Source organism: Helicobacter sp. (genome assembly GCF_022511165.1).
In the GTDB taxonomy this organism is placed as follows: Bacteria; Campylobacterota; Campylobacteria; order Campylobacterales; family Helicobacteraceae; genus Helicobacter_C.
Genome location: NZ_JAFLSB010000019.1, coordinates 1 through 16,667 on the forward strand (window position 1 = coordinate 1; position 16,667 = coordinate 16,667).

Annotated in this window: 20 protein-coding genes and 1 tRNA gene; 16 read left to right on the plus strand and 5 right to left on the minus strand. The window is 38.8% G+C overall.

All coding sequences use genetic code 11. The annotated features are described in order from the left end of the window. Positions 1–61 precede the first annotated feature (61 nt). From tatC to J1E28_RS04165, 6 genes are all read left to right on the plus strand, one after another. On the plus strand, positions 62–853 hold the full coding sequence (gene tatC, locus J1E28_RS04140) for a twin-arginine translocase subunit TatC (RefSeq protein WP_291027055.1): 792 nt from the start codon (positions 62–64) through the stop codon (positions 851–853). After that, positions 850–1,989 (plus strand): tRNA preQ1(34) S-adenosylmethionine ribosyltransferase-isomerase QueA, encoded by a 1,140-nt coding sequence (gene queA / locus J1E28_RS04145; RefSeq protein ID WP_291027057.1) that lies wholly within the window; start codon positions 850–852, stop codon positions 1,987–1,989. The genes tatC and queA overlap by 4 nt, the downstream gene beginning before the upstream one ends. Further along, complete coding sequence (gene rsmG / locus J1E28_RS04150; protein WP_291027059.1) at positions 1,986–2,582, plus strand: 16S rRNA (guanine(527)-N(7))-methyltransferase RsmG; 597 nt, start codon at positions 1,986–1,988, stop codon at positions 2,580–2,582. The genes queA and rsmG overlap by 4 nt, the downstream gene beginning before the upstream one ends. A gap of 32 nt (positions 2,583–2,614) precedes the next feature. Then, complete coding sequence (locus tag J1E28_RS04155) at positions 2,615–2,842, plus strand: PP0621 family protein (protein WP_291027061.1); 228 nt, start codon at positions 2,615–2,617, stop codon at positions 2,840–2,842. Next, positions 2,839–3,246 (plus strand): hypothetical protein, encoded by a 408-nt coding sequence (locus tag J1E28_RS04160; protein ID WP_291027063.1) that lies wholly within the window; start codon positions 2,839–2,841, stop codon positions 3,244–3,246. Before J1E28_RS04155 ends, J1E28_RS04160 begins: the two co-directional genes overlap by 4 nt. Positions 3,247–3,278: 32 nt before the next feature. After that, positions 3,279–3,366, plus strand: a tRNA-Ser gene (locus J1E28_RS04165). A 13-nt stretch (positions 3,367–3,379) separates the two neighbouring features. Here J1E28_RS04165 and J1E28_RS04170 read toward each other — a convergent pair. The 4 genes from J1E28_RS04170 to purB all read right to left on the minus strand — a co-directional run bounded on the left by J1E28_RS04170 (position 3,380) and on the right by purB (position 6,983). Then, positions 3,380–3,994 (minus strand): amino acid permease, encoded by a 615-nt coding sequence (locus J1E28_RS04170; protein ID WP_291027065.1) that lies wholly within the window; start codon positions 3,992–3,994, stop codon positions 3,380–3,382. Next, the gene (locus tag J1E28_RS04175) at positions 3,882–4,691 is read right to left on the minus strand and encodes an amino acid permease (RefSeq protein ID WP_291027067.1); all 810 of its coding nucleotides are present in this window, start codon (positions 4,689–4,691) and stop codon (positions 3,882–3,884) included. Before J1E28_RS04175 ends, J1E28_RS04170 begins: the two co-directional genes overlap by 113 nt. Then, a complete protein-coding gene (locus tag J1E28_RS04180; RefSeq protein ID WP_366008770.1) occupies positions 4,682–5,431 on the minus strand; it encodes an ATP-grasp fold amidoligase family protein in 750 nt (249 codons plus the stop codon). Before J1E28_RS04180 ends, J1E28_RS04175 begins: the two co-directional genes overlap by 10 nt. A 220-nt stretch (positions 5,432–5,651) precedes the next feature. Further along, a complete protein-coding gene (gene purB, locus J1E28_RS04185) occupies positions 5,652–6,983 on the minus strand; it encodes an adenylosuccinate lyase (RefSeq protein WP_291027069.1) in 1,332 nt (443 codons plus the stop codon). A gap of 288 nt (positions 6,984–7,271) precedes the next feature. Here purB and J1E28_RS04190 point away from each other — a divergent pair, with 288 nt between their 5' ends. Then, on the plus strand, positions 7,272–7,670 hold the full coding sequence (locus tag J1E28_RS04190) for a glycosyl transferase family 90 (protein ID WP_291027071.1): 399 nt from the start codon (positions 7,272–7,274) through the stop codon (positions 7,668–7,670). A gap of 120 nt (positions 7,671–7,790) precedes the next feature. On the opposite strand, the gene J1E28_RS04195 is transcribed toward J1E28_RS04190, so the two are convergent. After that, positions 7,791–9,560, minus strand: coding sequence for an L-lactate permease (locus tag J1E28_RS04195; protein WP_291027073.1), 1,770 nt, complete (start codon positions 9,558–9,560; stop codon positions 7,791–7,793). Positions 9,561–9,842: 282 nt separating this feature from the next. On the opposite strand from J1E28_RS04195, the gene J1E28_RS04200 reads away from it, so the two are divergent. The 9 genes from J1E28_RS04200 (at position 9,843) to J1E28_RS04240 (ending at position 16,640) form a co-directional block, all read left to right on the plus strand. Further along, positions 9,843–10,568 (plus strand): (Fe-S)-binding protein, encoded by a 726-nt coding sequence (locus J1E28_RS04200; protein ID WP_291027075.1) that lies wholly within the window; start codon positions 9,843–9,845, stop codon positions 10,566–10,568. Position 10,569: 1 nt separating this feature from the next. Next, a complete protein-coding gene (locus tag J1E28_RS04205; protein WP_291027077.1) occupies positions 10,570–12,000 on the plus strand; it encodes a LutB/LldF family L-lactate oxidation iron-sulfur protein in 1,431 nt (476 codons plus the stop codon). Further along, positions 11,993–12,661, plus strand: a complete 669-nt coding sequence (locus tag J1E28_RS04210) for a lactate utilization protein C (protein WP_291027079.1) — start codon at positions 11,993–11,995, stop codon at positions 12,659–12,661. The genes J1E28_RS04205 and J1E28_RS04210 overlap by 8 nt, the downstream gene beginning before the upstream one ends. 12 nt (positions 12,662–12,673) lie before the next feature. Further along, positions 12,674–13,063 carry a LysR family transcriptional regulator gene (locus J1E28_RS04215; protein WP_291027081.1) on the plus strand — a complete coding sequence of 130 codons (390 nt, stop codon included), beginning with the start codon at positions 12,674–12,676 and terminating at the stop codon, positions 13,061–13,063. A gap of 69 nt (positions 13,064–13,132) precedes the next feature. After that, entirely contained in the window at positions 13,133–13,885 is a 753-nt protein-coding gene (gene modA, locus J1E28_RS04220; RefSeq protein WP_291027083.1) for a molybdate ABC transporter substrate-binding protein, read from the plus strand. After that, positions 13,882–14,307 carry a hypothetical protein gene (locus J1E28_RS04225; RefSeq protein ID WP_291027085.1) on the plus strand — a complete coding sequence of 142 codons (426 nt, stop codon included), beginning with the start codon at positions 13,882–13,884 and terminating at the stop codon, positions 14,305–14,307. The genes modA and J1E28_RS04225 overlap by 4 nt, the downstream gene beginning before the upstream one ends. Continuing rightward, positions 14,304–14,981: a molybdate ABC transporter permease subunit gene (gene modB / locus J1E28_RS04230; protein ID WP_291027087.1), complete on the plus strand. Its 678-nt coding sequence runs from the start codon at positions 14,304–14,306 to the stop codon at positions 14,979–14,981. The genes J1E28_RS04225 and modB overlap by 4 nt, the downstream gene beginning before the upstream one ends. Beyond that, positions 14,978–15,877, plus strand: a complete 900-nt coding sequence (locus J1E28_RS04235) for an ATP-binding cassette domain-containing protein (RefSeq protein ID WP_291027089.1) — start codon at positions 14,978–14,980, stop codon at positions 15,875–15,877. Before modB ends, J1E28_RS04235 begins: the two co-directional genes overlap by 4 nt. A 58-nt stretch (positions 15,878–15,935) precedes the next feature. Then, the gene (locus tag J1E28_RS04240) at positions 15,936–16,640 is read left to right on the plus strand and encodes a chemotaxis protein (RefSeq protein WP_291027091.1); all 705 of its coding nucleotides are present in this window, start codon (positions 15,936–15,938) and stop codon (positions 16,638–16,640) included. Positions 16,641–16,667 lie beyond the last annotated feature (27 nt).

Genomic DNA, 16,667 nt, shown 5'->3' on the forward strand with positions numbered 1-16,667 from the left:
TAGCACCACCCTAGACTCTGCAGATTCTAGCGCATCTGCTTCATTACAAAAGGATCACTAAGTGCTAGAAGATTTAAAGCCTCATATCCAAGACTTGCGTAAAAGGCTTATTATTAGCATTTCTGTGCTTTTTATAGCTTTTATAGGGTGTTTTTTCTTTTGGGAGGATATTTTTGCTTTTATCAAAACGCCCCTAGATTCTGTGCTAGGGCACGATGTGCGCGGAAAGTTTGTCGCTGCGGGTATGATAGAGGGTGTATTTATTGCAATGAAATCTGCTCTCTTTGCTGCACTTTTAATTTCCACGCCTATTATTTTTTGGCAAATATGGATTTTTGTCGCACCGGGCTTATATAAACACGAAAAAAAAGTAGTTATTCCTTTTGTGATTTTTGGCACAACGATGTTTGCAGTGGGCGTTGTATTTGCCTACTATGGTGTATTGCCTTTTATCATTAAAAATGTGCTTTTATTTGGCAATGACCAGTTTGAAGCCTATATCACCGCCGAGAATTATTTTACCTTTTTTATTCGCCTTGTAATTGGTTTTGGTATCGCCTTTGAGCTACCTGTGCTTTGCTTTTTCTTAGGGCAAGTGGGCTTAATCACCGATGAGAGTCTAAAAGATTTTTTTAAATATGCTGTTGTGCTTATTTTTATTATCGCTGCCCTTATCGCCCCGCCTGATGTGATTTCGCAGATTCTCTTAGCTATTCCGCTTATTGGCTTATATGGTATCTCTATCCTTGTGCTTAAATGGGTAAATCCCGCCAAAAATCAAGATGAACAAGAGGAAGAGGAGGAAGAAAGTCTGCAAAAAAATGAAATTTCACCCAAAGAGTCGCAGAAATGAGCTATCATACTCCTCCTTTTAATGACTTCACGCTCTCAAGCTATGATTACCCCCTGCCACAAAGTGCCATAGCTCAAAATCCCGCTAATCCACGAGAAAGCGCAAAGCTTCTTGTGTATGAAAGAGAGAGTGGGCGTATCACACATAGCGATTTTTATCATTTTTGCGATTTTGTGCCAAAAGAGACGCTCATAGTGCTTAACAACACAAAAGTGATAAAGGCGCGAATATACGCACACAAGCTTAATCCCCTCACACAAAGTCTAAGCCATAAAAAGTATGAAATATTTTTTCATAAAGCTTTAGAAACAACAAATTCTGCAGAATCTACACTTTTTCTTGCACAAATCAAAGGACGCGTAAAAAAAGGAGATAAGCTTATTATTGCAGATTCTACGCCCTTAGCTCTATCATCACAAGCTTTTACACTCCCTCCTCATAGCACCAATACGCCTATTGTTGCCGAAGTAAAAGAGTGCCTTGAGAATGGATTGCGCATAGTGAGCTTTAAGCAAGAAAATCATTTATTTTCCTATGAAGATATGCTTACAATGCTTAGCACTTATGGGCATATTCCGCTCCCCCCTTATATCAAACGCAGCGATTCTCAAGATGATGCGCTTTTTTATCAAAGCGTATTTGGCACATCTCTTGGTTCAATCGCCGCACCCACAGCCTCTTTGCATTTTAGTGAAAAAAGCATAGAATCTTTACGCGAAGCATTTGAGCTTTGCTTTATCACACTTCATATTGGTGCAGGGACATTTATGAATGTAGAAAGTAGCGATATTCGCCATCATCATATCCATACAGAATCTTATGAGCTTTCTGCAAAAAGTGCTAAAGCCATAGAAAAAGCCAATAAAGTGCTTTGTATTGGCACAACAAGTGCGCGATGCGTGGAGCATTATATGCGCCATAAAATATTAAAGGGAGAATGTGATATATTTTTATATCCAAGTGTCGATTTTAAGCGCGTAGATTATCTATTGACAAATTTTCATCTCCCTAAAAGCACCTTGCTTATGCTTGTAAGCGCAATGATAGGGAGAAAAAAATGCTTAGAACTCTATGAGATTGCTTTGAATCGAGGCTATCGATTTTATTCTTATGGTGATGGGATGCTGATACTATGATACATTTACAAGAAAGGCTAAATAGCCAACGCATTCTTCTCTCCGATGCGTGTTATAAACATTTTGAAACCTTTGGAGAGGAGCTTTTAAAGTGGAATAAGATTCACAATCTCACAGGTGCAAGCAGTCTAGAATCTGTAAGTGAAAATATTTTTGATTCACTCTATCCGCTGAAATTTATTGATCCATTTGAGAGTTGCTTAGATGTAGGCTCGGGAGGAGGATTCCCTGCAATCCCACTTGCTATTGCCTGTCCTATGGCGTATTTTACTCTCGTAGAGCCGCGTCAAAAACGTGCATCGTTTTTGCAAAATATTGCCCTTGAGCTTGGTTTAAAAAATGTGCGTGTGAAAGTTATGAATATCCAAGATGTGCCTATTAGTGAAGTCAATAATATCGCACTTATCACTTCACGCGCTCTTATGGACGCAAAGATGCTCATTAGTGTCTCGCGTAAATTTCTTAAAAGCGATGGATATTTTCTACTCTATAAAGGCACACAATTTCGCAAAGAAATGCCACATATGAGCGTAGAGGAGTGCTTTACACGCGAGAATCGCATTTATTATTATAAGAGCTATCGCGATTCATAAACGCACCAAAAAGCATAAACAAAGGAAAATCAATGATGAAATTTCTTATCATACTTTTTGCTTTAGCCTTACTTGCCTATATGATTGCGCGCCCTTTTATACGGCATCACTCCTCAAAAAAAGACAAGCCACAAGATAATATTGAGGAGATGTATCAATGCGCACATTGTGGCGTGTATGTATCAAGCACTGAAGCCATATTTGCCGATGGGATGTATTTTTGCTCCAAAGACTGCCTCAAAAAAGGCGCAAAACAATGATTATCATCGGGCATTATGCTATCAAATATGAGCCATTTAGGCAGATTCAAGGCATAGAGGAGATTTTACACACCTCTCAAAATACTATTGTGTGGTTTGATACGGCAAAACTCAAAGAAAAAGGCTTTGAGATTGCTGCACACTGCCATACGCATCAAATAGATTATGCGGTAATGATTCACTCTTTAGAGGAATTGCTTTTGTATGCTGCGCTTTTTCCAAAGTATTTAATCTTGCCTAAAGCCCATAAGGCAAAATCATATCAAGCCTTGCTTAATCATTATTTGCTTGATTGCAAACTTTTGTGCGTGATTAAATCCAATGCGCAGCTTACAAAAATCGCACAACTTGGCATTGATGGGGTAATTTTTAAGCAAGTTTTAGATACTATCTCCTCACGCTAAATGTCTTTATGATTCTAGATTAAAGCAATTTTAGAGAGGTGTCCGAGTGGTTGAAGGAGCACGCCTGGAACGCGTGTAAAGTGCAAGCTTTCGAGGGTTCGAATCCCTTCCTCTCTGCCAGATTCTAATATTTTCACATCTTTTGTCTCAAAACATACAAAATAATTCCCCCTATTCCACTCCATATCACAAGGGCGATAATTGAGGGGAGTTTAAGTGCAGCTGGAGAAAAGGGCAGAAACTCTAAAAGCAAAAACACAATGCTTAAGATAACGCTCAAAAAACTTGAAAGACTAAAATAGCCTAAATGCCGCTTTTTAAACAAAAAAGCAATGCTACTTACATACAAAAACCCCACAATAATACCCACACAAGCCATATCTACAATATAAAGCAAAGATTGCCTACCAAAAATAACCATTAAGCAAGAAAGAAAGCCAACAATGCACACTATGGGATAGGACACCCCAAAACGATTCTTTTTCATCAAGCTTTGTGGTAAATAGTGATGTATGCTAAGGGATTCAAGCATTTTACTTGTAACAATAAAAAATCCATTAATTCCGCTTAAAATCGCCCCACATACGCTAATGCCCAAAATAGCGCCACCAAAAGTGCCAAAAAATGAAGACACGCTAGTATAAGTTGCCCAAGAAGGTGCAAGAATATGTGGCTTGCTTATGCCAAATGCGGTAATAAAAATCAGCAAACAATAGAGAAAAAAGCCAATCCATATAGATACATACATAATAGGCATTAAATAGATGTTTGCGATATTTGATAGATTCTATAACTTGTATCGCGCATTCAAAGCCAAGATATGCCCAAGGCGTGAGAGAAAAAACAATCATAATAGAGCGTATATCTAAAGAATCTAAACTCAAATAAGAGTTTAGATTCTCCAAAGATTGCACATCAAAACTCATTATTACAAAAAAGACTACCACGCTTCCACACAAAGCAACAACAAGCAGTTTTTGAAGCACAAATGCCGCGCGTATGCCCAAAACATTAATCACCCCAATCACAATAATGCTCAACATACTCACAAGTATATCGCTCAAATATATAGCGGTATCGCTCACATTAAAAAGAATAATGCCACCCCCTAAACCAAAAGAATGAATCATTACATTAAGCGCAGTGGCATTTAAAGGAATAATGCACAAATATGCCAAAGTCAAAAACCACCCGCAAATAAAGCCGTGTGTCCTCCCCAAAGCTTTGAGTGTAAAATAAAACTCTCCTCCATTGCGCCTAAAAAAATTGAGCAAAAATGTATAATTTGTCGCAATAAGACACATCGCTACTCCGCCTAAAAATAAACCAATAAGGCTCTCAAATAATCCCTTTTGCAAAAATACATCTTGAGATAGCACAAACGCACCCCAACCGATAATACACCCTACACATAAAAAGATGATAGTAGTATTTTTTATTGCCACAATCTCCCAAATACCTCATCGTATGTGCGAGGATTAAATTTACCTGTGCCACCATTTGGCGTAAATGTAAGTTCTCCAACATACACTTTTTGCCCTATGCTATATAAATCAACACGCACATAACCAAGTGTATTTGATAAGCTTTGAGCAATAGCACACATTGATTCAAGAAAATGGGGCTTATCAGGGGGAATCTTGGCTTTTGGATTAAGATAAGTAAAATCGAAGGCATTCCAATATATATCAAAGCAATCATTATGTGTATGTGTAGCATTTGCAACCTGAATAAAGCCAATTTTTTCATCAAAACAATGGAATCTAAAATCCTGCACCTCTTCCCCCAATAACTCCTCTGCAAAGATTCTAGGTTCTATGTCTTTATAATGCCATTCTCTGAGTGAGGTATCTTGAAGAAAAGTATCTTTGTTTGAAACAATCACTACACCTCTACAATCGTGATTGGTTTTGAGTACAAAACTTTGAGGGAGTTTTGAAAAATCAATTTCTTCTGCATTTTTATAGATACCATAGAGTTTTGGGAGATATATGCAAGAGTTAGTATTAAAAAGCTCTTTGGTAAGAGAATCTATGGGAGCAAAGAGTGGAGAGTGAGGTTGAAGGATAGGTGGCAGAGAATCTTTTGTATGTAGAGATTGTGAAGTAGAATGTTCATTGAGGGATTTTTGAGAAGAAGTTGTGGAATTTATAGATTCTTGACTAAGAAGCCAACCCCCCGATATTTATGTGAGTATTATTACTCTCTTGCAAAAGTGTATGGATATAGATTCTTGCTTTAAGTTTATCGGCTAAATGTGTATAATAGGCTTTGATACAAAAAAGTGTGCTTTAATCTATCTTTTAAGCTTTTTATACTCATAATAAACTCCTTTTTGTAGTATAGTATAGCCAAAAAAGCTACATTTTTTGCTTTTGCACCCTATCTTTACACGCTCAAAATATTTACTCGCCAAATACTCGCTTAAAAATCGCATCAACATTTTTGGTATAGTAGCTATATTCAAAGCACTCTTTAATCGCACTCTCGCCAATAAGATTGACAAGTTCAGAATCTGCGAGGAGATATTGCAAATAAAGGCTCTCTCCTTTTTCATTACACGCGCTTTTACCCTCCTGCAAATCCTGCCATACCCTCATCGCATTGCGCTGCACAATCGCATAAGAATCTTCGCGTGAAACACCCTTTTTAGGAAGCTCAAGCAAGATTCTTTGAGAAAAGACTAAACCACCTGTGAGATTGAGATTTTTTATCATATTTTTAGGATACACCACAAGCTTTTCAATCAACCCCTTAAGGCGCGTGAGCATAAAATCAGTAGTAATAAAACTATCAGGCAAAATAAATCGCTCCACGCTTGAGTGGCTAATATCCCTCTCGTGCCAAAGTGCTACATTTTCCATTGCTGGAATCGCATAAGCGCGTATCATACGACAAAGCCCAGTGATATTTTCACTTAGCACTGGATTGCGCTTATGAGGCATTGCGCTACTGCCCTTTTGCCCTTTTTCGAAAAATTCCTCCGCCTCATACACTTCAGTGCGCTGCAAATGCCGAATCTCCACGGCGATTTTTTCACAACTACTTGCTAAAAGGGCTAAATCGCTAATGAGCCTTGCATATCTATCCCTTTGAATCACCTGATTGCTTACCGGTGCAGGTTTAAGCCCAAGCTCCTTGCACACAAGCTCTTCAAGCTCCATAGGCGTATGGGCGAGATTCCCCATAGCACCGCTTAGCTGCCCCACAGAGATAACTTCAAGCGTGGATTGCAAAGCCTTGATATGCCGCCCCAACTCATCATACCAAATCGCCAAAACAAGCCCAAAGGTGATAGGTTCGCCGTGGATTCCGTGGCTGCGTCCCACCATAAGTGTATGCTTACGGGTGAGGGCTTGATGTTTTATCACTTCTCGTAATTGCTCCACATCGCGCAAAATAATATGCAGCGAATCCCGCATCTGTAAGGCAACTGCGGTATCAATACAATCACTTGAAGTAATGCCATAATGCACGAAACGACTCTCTTCACCCAAGCTTTCTGCCACCGATGTGGTAAAGGCAATCAAATCGTGTTTAGTTACTTTTTCTATCTCATCAATACGCGCAATGTCAAATGTCGCATTTTTGCAGATTTTCTCACAATCGCTATCGGGGATTAGCCCTAACTTATTCCACCCGCGCACGAGGGCTTTTTCCACCTCTAGCCACGCAGAATATTTAGCATTTAAATCCCAAAGTTTTTTCATTTCTTCTCGTGCATATCGCTCTATCATCACTTTCTCCTTGTGTGCTATATATTTGCAGAATCTAGCGACTATGGCTAGATTCTAATTGGGGTGAGTTAAAGGCAGATTCTAGCCAAATTTGCTTAAAAGGTTGTTTGTGGGCGAATACTCTCATTTCTTGCTAAATACCTATGGTATAATACTTCATAATTTCTTCAATACAACTAGAATAGGCTTTTTTATCGTGGTGGGATTTATCAGCCCCACCGCACATTATTTTTTGAAAAATATTTCAACTCTCCTTTATGCGATTTGGGGCATACAGGGAGCAAAGAAGTGCATCATCAATGGCAAAAACCAAAAATTGGTATCGCTAAACATCTGCCTTATAAATTTTTGCTTTCTTTAGAGGGTAATGATGTCGCAAGCAATCTCAAATGGGTGATGAGCTCTAATTCTCTTTGCATAATGCCAAATCCAAAATTTGAAACTTGGTTTATGGAAGGCACATTGATACCAAATGTCCATTATGCGCAAATTAATGATGATTATAATGATGTAGAGGAAAGATTAGAATTTTTTATCAAGCACCCACAAGATGCCAAAGAAATTATCCACAACGCCCACAATTATATCAAGCAATTTTTTGATAGCAAACGCGAGGCGATTATCTCACTTTTGGTACTTGAGAAATACTTTTATTACACAGGGCAGATTGATAAACTTAGAATCTAAAACTTAGGGCTTTGGCTTATCATTACAAGAGACAAGCCCTCTCAAATAATCAAAAAATCTTTTTAAATTCTAGAATCTAAAAACAGAACAGATTCTAGAATTTTTGGCATTTTGTGCGCCTTATGCCCTATGAAGCATCACTGCTTCGGGTATGATAAAGGGCAAGAGTAGAGCGATAATGGCTGTCCAAATGCCAATAAGAATAATAAAAGCAATAGAATATTTAAGCGTGAATCTAAAGAGTTCAGATTCCCTGCCAACTAGTCCTACCGCCGCACACGCAATCGCAATACTTTGTGGGCTAATCATCTTGCCAACAACCCCGCCCACAGAGTTTGCTGCCAAAAATAGTGTTTCTTTGATACCAAGCTCTTGTGCAGTAACTTGCTGCAATGGACCAAAGAGGAGATTTGAGCTTGTATCGCTACCTGTGATAAACACACCAAGCCACCCAATAACAGGACTAAAGAAAGCAAATAAATCGCCTGTTTTTGCAAAGGCAATCCCCAAAGTTGCGCTCATACCGCTATTTTTTGAGATGAAAGCAAAAGCAACCACAAACCCTATAGTGATACAAGGAATCGCCATTTCTTTTAATGTATCCCCGAATGCTTCCTCGACAACATTTGATTTAATTTTCAACAATGCAATGCTTAAAAACGCTGCAACTAAAATCGCTGTTCCTGCTTGAAGGGCAATAAGATTCATTTGCAAATCAACCTTCACAGGCTTACCATTAGGGTCAATGATACCTCCAGCTAAGGGATTAAAGCTCATCATTACTTGCGTATAGTTTAAAGCCCCGATTTGATAATAGCCTATGAGGTTGTTTGCCTCGTCCATCATAGGCTTTATGCTAAAAAAGAAGCTCTCACTTGGCAAAGTCGCAGCCACACCGCCGAGATTCTCAAACAAAATCGGCTTAATCTCAAAAATCGCCTTAAACCAAGGCTGCGTCCAAATCACCACACAAACAATGAGCAAAATAAAAGGAAGCCACGCTTTGAATACCTGCACACCGCTTAGTGCGCTTGTATGAGAAAACTCTTTTTCATCATCAAGCCTAAAGATATGTGTAGGTTGCCAAATGCGTAAAAAAAGCGTGGTGCAAGCAAGTGAGACAATGGCTGAAACAATATCGGGCAATTCTGCACCAAGATAGTTTGAGCTAAAAAACTGCGTAAGTGTAAAGCTTACCGCTGCTACCAAAATAGCCGGAAAAGTCTCCCTCACGCCTTTTATGCTGTCCATTAAAAACACAATAAAAAAAGGAATGCTAAGGCTTAGGGGCACAAGCATTCTCCCCACCATTGCAGATATGCCATATTGCTCGATACCACAGGCATTCGCCATTGCAATAATTGGAATCCCTACTGCACCAAAAGCCACAGGTGCGGTATTTGCTATCAAGCAAAGTCCGGCGGCATAGAGTGGGCGCAGTCCTAAGCCTACAAGGAGTGCGGCAGTGATTGCCACAGGTCCGCCAAAGCCAATAGCCCCCTCCAAAAAAGAACCAAAGCAAAAACCAATCAAAATAACTTGGATTCTGTGATCAGGCGTGATGCTCATCACACTTTGTTTAATCACTTCAAAAGAGCCGGATTTTACAGAAAGCTTGTAGAGAAAAATAGCAGCGATAATAATCCACGCAATAGGCCACATTCCTTGCGCAAAACCTTGCACGAAGCTCTCGCCAATAAGTGAAAAAGGCATTTTATACACATAAAAAGCTACTAAAGTTGCCACAATCACGGTAATAAACCCTGCTAAATAGCCCTTAAGCTTCAAAACCAATAAACACAATAAAAAACACGCGATGGGCAAAAACGCCACTAATGCACTAAGTAACATATGATCAAGCGGATTAAACACCTGCTGCCAAGTTTGCATAATAAATCTCCTTAAAAACCTTAAATAGAATCCCAAGCAAAAAATGCCTTGCTTATTTATTCTATGTAAAAAATCATAAAGGATTTAAACTTACAAAAAAGAGATTTAAATGCGCATTTTATATCTTAATGTGTAAAATTTTCACATAAAAATTTTACATTTTATATTAGTGTGAATTTTTTATACATTATAGAAATAAAAAAAGCTAAATTTTGACATTATATACACTTTAAAGCCCCTTAGTTTTACCATAAACACTCACAAATAAGAAGGAGGTAAAAGATGCGAGTATTTTTTTTCTCAACCTGCCTAGGGAGTGCAGCATACGCTGATACTTGTATTAACGCAATTAAACTCTTGCAAAAGGCGGGTTGTGAGGTAGTTTTCAAAAAAGATCAAACCTGCTGTGCGCAACCAAGCTATAATTCGGGATATTATGAGCAAAGTCGCAAAATTGCTTTGCATAATGTCGAGCTTTTTGCAGGAGTTGAGCCAATTATTGTGCCTTCAGGCTCTTGTAGCGCGATGATGCGAGAGGATTATCTCGCACTTTTTGAGGGACGAAGCGAATTTGATACAATCAAGCAATTCAGTAAGCGCGTGTATGATTTAGGTGAATACCTCCACAAAATTGCCCGAGTTCAATATGAGGATAAGGGCGCACCTACGCGAGTTACTTGGCATAGTAACTGCCACGCATTGCGCACTTCTAAGGTAATTGATAGCGCAAAAGCACTTCTGCGTTCATTGCAAAATGTAGAACTTGTTGAACTAGAGCGAGAAGAAGAGTGCTGCGGTTTTGGTGGAACTTTTAGTATCAAAGAGCCAGAAATTTCAAATGCAATGGTAAGCCAAAAGATTGAGGATATTCTCTCACGCGATGTTGAATATGTTATTTCTGCGGACGCAGGGTGTTTGCTTAATATTAGCACAGCAATGAAAAAACGCAATATTGCGCTTAAAAGCATACATCTCTATGATTTTTTAGCCCAAAGAATAGGAGCATAATATGAGTGGACATAGTGCTATTGTGCATCATAAACTCAATGACGCACAGCTAAGAAAGAATCTAAAAAGCGTTATGGATACGCTAAAAAATAATCGCAAAAACCTCATCGCCTCTCGCTATACAGATTGGGAGACTTTGCGCGAACAAGGCAAGGCAGTGAAGCAAAAATCACTCTCTAAACTTGATATGCTCTTAGAGAAATTTGAGCAAAATGCAACAAAAAATGGCTTTATTATCCATTGGGCAAATGATAGCAAAGAAGCTAATGAGATTATTTATACACTTATGCAAGAAAAGCAGATTACAAAGATTCTCAAAGGCAAATCAATGGCGAGTGAAGAGACACATCTTAACGCGTTTTTAAAGCAAAAAGGGATTGAGCCTATTGAAACGGATTTGGGTGAGCTTATTATTCAGCTTATTGATGAACCACCGGTGCATATTGTTGCCCCAGCAATTCACAAAAATCGCTACCAAATTGGTGAGATTTTTAACCAAAAACTCGGTGCAAAGCTTGAATCTGAACCAGAAAAACTGAATGAAATCGCACGTGTGCATTTGCGCAAAGAATTTAAAACCTTTAAAATGGGCTTGAGCGGGGCTAATTTTGCTATTGCTGATGAAGGTGCAATTTGGCTGATTGAAAATGAAGGCAATGGACGTATGAGTACCACAGCAAGCGATATTCATATTGCTATTTGTGGGATTGAAAAAATCGTAGAGAGCTTTGAAGATGCCTCTATCCTTGATGCTCTCCTTGTGCCTTCAGCCACAGGTGCGCCTATTACTTGCTATAATAACATCATCACTTCCCCACGAAAAATTGGGGAGCTTGATGGTCCAAAAGAAGTGCATATTATTTTGCTTGACAACCACCGCTCAAGTATGCTCAAAGATTCGCATTTTTATCGCGCACTCTCTTGCATTCGCTGTGGGACTTGCCTTAATCACTGTCCAGTATATGATAAAATCGGTGGGCACGCGTATTTAAGCACTTATCCCGGACCTATTGGCGAAGTGATTTCGCCACAACTCTTTGGTATGAAAAATTTTGGACATATGGTAAGTTTATGCTCACTTTGCGGGAGATGTTCAGAAGTATGTCCTGTGAAGATTCCACTTGCAGAGCTTATTCGTGATTTGCGCAGTGAAAAAATAGGACAAGGGCGGGGGAATCTCATAGACAATGCTATATCACGCGATAAAAATGAGGGATATGCAATGAATCAATTTGCTAAAATTGCAAGTAATGGCAAAGCTTGGCGCAATGCTTTAGCCGTAATAAATACCTCTTGGCTTATGTCTCTTGTGAGGCTTTTTGCCCCTCTCATACCCGGACTTAAAGCTTGGGTAGCTTATCGCTCATTCCCTACATTAAAAGGCAATCTCCACAAAAAAGTATCAACAATGAAAGGAGTAATTTATGAGTAAGCAAGATATTTTAGCGCGCATAAAGGATTCTTTACATATTAATCCCCTTGATGCACAATCTCCGCATTATATTAATCCCCTTAATATTGAGCAAAAAGACGAGCTGCAAGCCTATATTGCCTTGCAAAGTGCCAACAAAGCCATAGTAGTAGAATCTTGCCCAAATACGCTTGTGCAAGATATTCACAAAGCCTTACAAGAAGTAAAAGCACAAAAGATTCTCTATAATCCAAATATCACAGATGTGCTTGATATTAATGCCTTGTGTAATATAAATGGCGCATCTTTGGCAGATTCTATAACATTTTTGGCTTATGAAAAAAGCATTGATGAGACAAGAGGGGAACTTTTTGATATGGATACTTCGATTATTTGTGCAGATTGTGGCGTGGCAAATCTTGGTATCATTGGCATTGCTTCACGCACAAATGCTCCGCGCCTCTCTTCACTTATCACACGAAATTGTATTATTTTACTCAAAAAAGCAGATATTGTGGCGCATTTTTATGATGGCGTGTGCGCCCTTAAAGCCCAAAGTCAAAATGGAGTGCTCCCAAGCAATATGATTTTTATTGCAGGTCCTTCGCGCACAGCAGATATTGAATTACAAACCGTATTTGGGGTGCACGGCTCACTTAAAACTTATGTTATTATCTATTAATAAGGAGAAAATATGAATATTTTTGCACGATTTTGGCTTGAAAAAGATGATAAAAGCTATATTGGCGTAGGACGCGCCGAACTTCTTACACGCATTGCAGAATCTGGCTCTATCTCAAAAGCAGCAAAACAAATGCGTATGAGCTATAAAGCAGCGTGGGATAGTGTAGATATTATGAACAAACTCTCCCCCTCTCCGCTTGTGCAATCAAATAATGGAGGCAAAGGTGGAGGTGGCACAAAGCTCACGCCATTAGGACATCAAGCCCTTGAGACATTTAATGAAATTGAACGTGTCAAAAATATATTTTTTGATTATTTAGACAACGCACAGGATTTTGATGAAATTTTAAAGCGACTTTCACATTTAGAATCTGCTCTTGAAGGTTTTAAAAAACCATAATCAAATACTTAAGCTTTGGTTGTATAAAATATTATATAATCTCTTGATTCTAAATATAGAAGGAAAAATATGCAAAAAATATTGCAATGTGCTGTATGTGTATGTATCCTTACATTAAACGCAATGGCTGAAGAAATAAATGTTCTAGCGGCTGCAAGTCTAAAATATGTGCTTGAAGATATTAAAAAAACTTTTTTGCGCACACATAAAGGGCATACAATCCATATTAGCTATATCTCTTCAGGCAAAGCCTATGCGCAGATTCAAAATGGCTCACCCACACATCTTTTTATCGCTGCGGATACAAGTTATCCCCTTAAGCTGTATGAGGAAAAACTCGCCCTTAATCCACCACAAAACTATGCTAAGGGCAAACTCGTGCTTTTTAGTATCAATAAAACATTGAACGCAAAAGATGTTAATGTGCTTTTAAATCCAAAAGTGCGTGATATTGCAATCCCTAATCCCAAACTTGCCCCTTATGGCAGGGCTGCACAGGAATTTTTACAATCTCAAAAGCTTGAGAAGATTCTTGCTCCAAAGCTTCGAATAGGCGAAAGCATAGGACAAGCGACAACTTATGTTTTGCAAGGTTCAAGTGAGCTTGGCTTCAGTGCGCTTTCAATGGTTATTAAAGATAAAACACCACATCTCACTTACACACTCATTGATGAAAAAACCTATAAGCCTATCAATCAAGCACTCATTATCCCTCTTTATGGCAAAGATTCTCAACTCGCCAAAGATTTTGCGACTTTTATCGCACAAGATAAAAGCGCACAGGCAATATTTCAAGAATATGGCTATGATAAAGCGCAATGAATAGTATTAAAGCTCATATCACACATATCACCACAGATAGCGGCTGTGCGCTTGTGAGCGCAGAGTGTATCTTTGGCACATTTTATGTGCTCATAATAGAATCTCTTGGTTTTAAACTTCAAGATGAAGTCTGTATTAGTTTTAAAGAAAATGAAGTCTTTCTCTTAGATAATACCGCGCCTCTAGGGAGCTTTAATGCCTTTAGGGGACGTTTGCTCACTTGTGAAAAAAGCTCTCTTTTTACGCGCATAAGCCTCCTTCCTTTGCCCTCTAACCAATCTTGTAATCATTGCGCACCCGCAGTCCAAACACCTATTTATGCGCTGATTCCTTCCCTCAAACCACTCCATTTGCAAGAGGGAGAAATTTATACTTGGTGTATATCAAGCTCGCACATCATACTTGAGGATTCTCATCAATGAACTTCCCCATAGATTTTATAGAAACAATGCGCCTCACTTTTCTTGTGGCTTTACTTACAACCCTTATCCTCCTCCCTCTTGGCATATTTATAGGTTATTTTCTCGCTTATTCTTTGAATCCTCTGCGCCCAATATGTGAAGTGCTTGTGTGGATGCCTCTTGTGTTGCCACCCTCTGTGCTTGGATTCTACTTACTTATTACCTTTAGCCCCCAAAATGCCTTAGGGGCGTTTTTGCTTGAATACTTCAATATGAAGCTTGTGTTTAGCTTTGAGGGACTGATACTTGCGAGCGTGATTTTTTCTTTACCTTTTATGTGCAATCCTATTAAAACTGCGCTTTCAAGCCTCCCTACTTCACTCAAAGAAGCAAGCTTTACACTCGGCAAAGGGCATTATTGGACGCTTTTCTTTGTGCTTTTACCAAATATCAAACCTGCTCTCTTGCTTGGCTGTGTAACGAGCTTTGCGCACACGATTGGGGAATTTGGTGTGGTAATGATGATAGGGGGCAATATCCCAAACCAAACGCGCGTGGCAAGTATTGCTATTTATGATGAAGTAGAATCCCTCAATTACACTCTTGCTCATCAATACGCCTTTAGCCTTTTTGCTGTGTGTTTTGTGCTTCTTTTGGTTATTTTTTATATCAATAAACGCTTGAGTAGCAAATGAGTGATATTCATCTATGTTTTTCTAAAACATTGCTCGGGAGCAAGGGAGAATTTTTACTCCAAGTTGATAAACAATTAAGTTTTGGCGAGTTTGTTGCGCTTTTTGGCAAAAGTGGAGCAGGAAAAACAAGTATTCTACGCATTATGAGCGGACTTGAAAATGTGCAGAATGGTTACATTCGCGTGGGTGAAAGCATTTGGCTTGATAGCACAAAACATATTAATCTCCCTCCGCAAAAGCGACGCATCGGCTTTGTCTTTCAAGATTATGCACTTTTCCCTCATCTCAATGTCTATGAAAATATTTGTTTTGGGTGCAAAAATAAACAAGATAAAGCCTTTGCCAATGAACTCATAACCCTTATGGATTTAACACATCTTAAAAAAAGTAAAATCTCCCAACTCTCTGGCGGACAATCCCAACGCGTAGCTCTTGCTCGCGCACTCGCCTCTGCTCCTCAAATTTTACTCCTTGATGAACCTTTTTCAGCCCTTGATGATACGATGAGCAAAACTTTACAATGCACTCTTAAGGAGATTCATCAACATTTTGGACTTACAACTTTCCTTGTAAGCCACAATATAAGTGAGATTTTCGCTCTTACTTCACGCACCCTTGTGATACAAGATGGGCGCATTATTCGCGATGGAAGCAATGATTCTATCTTTGCCCATAAGCACTTAAGCGCAAAAATTAAACTAAGTGGAGAAATCATAGATATATGCACGCAGCCACTTCTATGTATCATCAGCGTGCTATGTCAGGGAGAAATCTATAAAATCATATCCGATCCAATTGAAGCAACAAAATTCCATATAGGAGAACAAGTAATCCTTGCAGATAAAGCATTTAATCCTATGCTTTACAAATGTGAGATAGATAAGAGAAAAAGGTAAAAGATTTAATATAATTAGAGTATAATGCGGTTTATTTATACCAAATAAGGGGAACACAATGACCCAAGAGGAACTAAATTCTCTTATGGACGAGGAAAGTAATATAAGTGAGATAGATAATATTTCGAATTCCCCATCTAATGATAAGGAATTCGAAGATGATGAATTCCAAAAAGTAACCGTAGATCCACACGATTTCCGCGCAGAAGCGGATAAAAAGTGGCCACCACCTCCGCCTACAAGCGATCATAAAATTGTTCATCAACTTGATGAAGTTACCAAGGATACAGAGGTTAAAGGTACACAGATTTTCGACCAACTCGAAGTAATGAGCAATGGTGCAGAAACAATCTCTAAGCTTGCTAAGAGCATTGATGACTACCTTTCTGACCAAGAGGGGTTATTTAATAGGCTTTGCGCGACTTTTCCTCATATCCAAAGCTTTCAAATGGCTTTAGAATCCACAAAAAATACAAAAAGTCATAATAAAGGCATTATCGATGCAGCAAATGATATAAGCGATGCGTCTATGCAGGCTATGGACTTAATGCAATACCAAGATATTCATCGCCAAAAGATTGAACGCGTAATTAATGTGATGCGTGCTCTTGCACAGTATATGAATTCCCTCTTTGAAGGCAAAATCGATGATAGCAAACGTGTGAGTTCAGCTGTCTTTATCGCAGGGGATGATAAAGAAGATATTGTTAATGAAGATGACATTGAAGCGATGATTGCTAGTTTTGGTACAAAACAATCCTAATTTTGAAGCTAAAGAGATGAGTAAAAA

Coding starts and splice junctions, on each gene's coding strand:
- queA (WP_291027057.1), top strand. CDS start 850: ATGAGCTATCATACTCCTCCTTTTAATGACTTCACGCTCTCAAGCTAT.
- rsmG (WP_291027059.1), top strand. CDS start 1,986: ATGATACATTTACAAGAAAGGCTAAATAGCCAACGCATTCTTCTCTCC.
- J1E28_RS04155 (WP_291027061.1), top strand. CDS start 2,615: ATGATGAAATTTCTTATCATACTTTTTGCTTTAGCCTTACTTGCCTAT.
- J1E28_RS04160 (WP_291027063.1), top strand. CDS start 2,839: ATGATTATCATCGGGCATTATGCTATCAAATATGAGCCATTTAGGCAG.
- J1E28_RS04170 (WP_291027065.1), bottom strand. CDS start 3,994: ATGTATGTATCTATATGGATTGGCTTTTTTCTCTATTGTTTGCTGATT.
- purB (WP_291027069.1), bottom strand. CDS start 6,983: ATGATAGAGCGATATGCACGAGAAGAAATGAAAAAACTTTGGGATTTA.
- J1E28_RS04195 (WP_291027073.1), bottom strand. CDS start 9,560: ATGCAAACTTGGCAGCAGGTGTTTAATCCGCTTGATCATATGTTACTT.
- J1E28_RS04200 (WP_291027075.1), top strand. CDS start 9,843: ATGCGAGTATTTTTTTTCTCAACCTGCCTAGGGAGTGCAGCATACGCT.
- J1E28_RS04205 (WP_291027077.1), top strand. CDS start 10,570: ATGAGTGGACATAGTGCTATTGTGCATCATAAACTCAATGACGCACAG.
- J1E28_RS04210 (WP_291027079.1), top strand. CDS start 11,993: ATGAGTAAGCAAGATATTTTAGCGCGCATAAAGGATTCTTTACATATT.
- J1E28_RS04215 (WP_291027081.1), top strand. CDS start 12,674: ATGAATATTTTTGCACGATTTTGGCTTGAAAAAGATGATAAAAGCTAT.
- modA (WP_291027083.1), top strand. CDS start 13,133: ATGCAAAAAATATTGCAATGTGCTGTATGTGTATGTATCCTTACATTA.
- J1E28_RS04225 (WP_291027085.1), top strand. CDS start 13,882: ATGAATAGTATTAAAGCTCATATCACACATATCACCACAGATAGCGGC.
- modB (WP_291027087.1), top strand. CDS start 14,304: ATGAACTTCCCCATAGATTTTATAGAAACAATGCGCCTCACTTTTCTT.
- J1E28_RS04235 (WP_291027089.1), top strand. CDS start 14,978: ATGAGTGATATTCATCTATGTTTTTCTAAAACATTGCTCGGGAGCAAG.
- J1E28_RS04240 (WP_291027091.1), top strand. CDS start 15,936: ATGACCCAAGAGGAACTAAATTCTCTTATGGACGAGGAAAGTAATATA.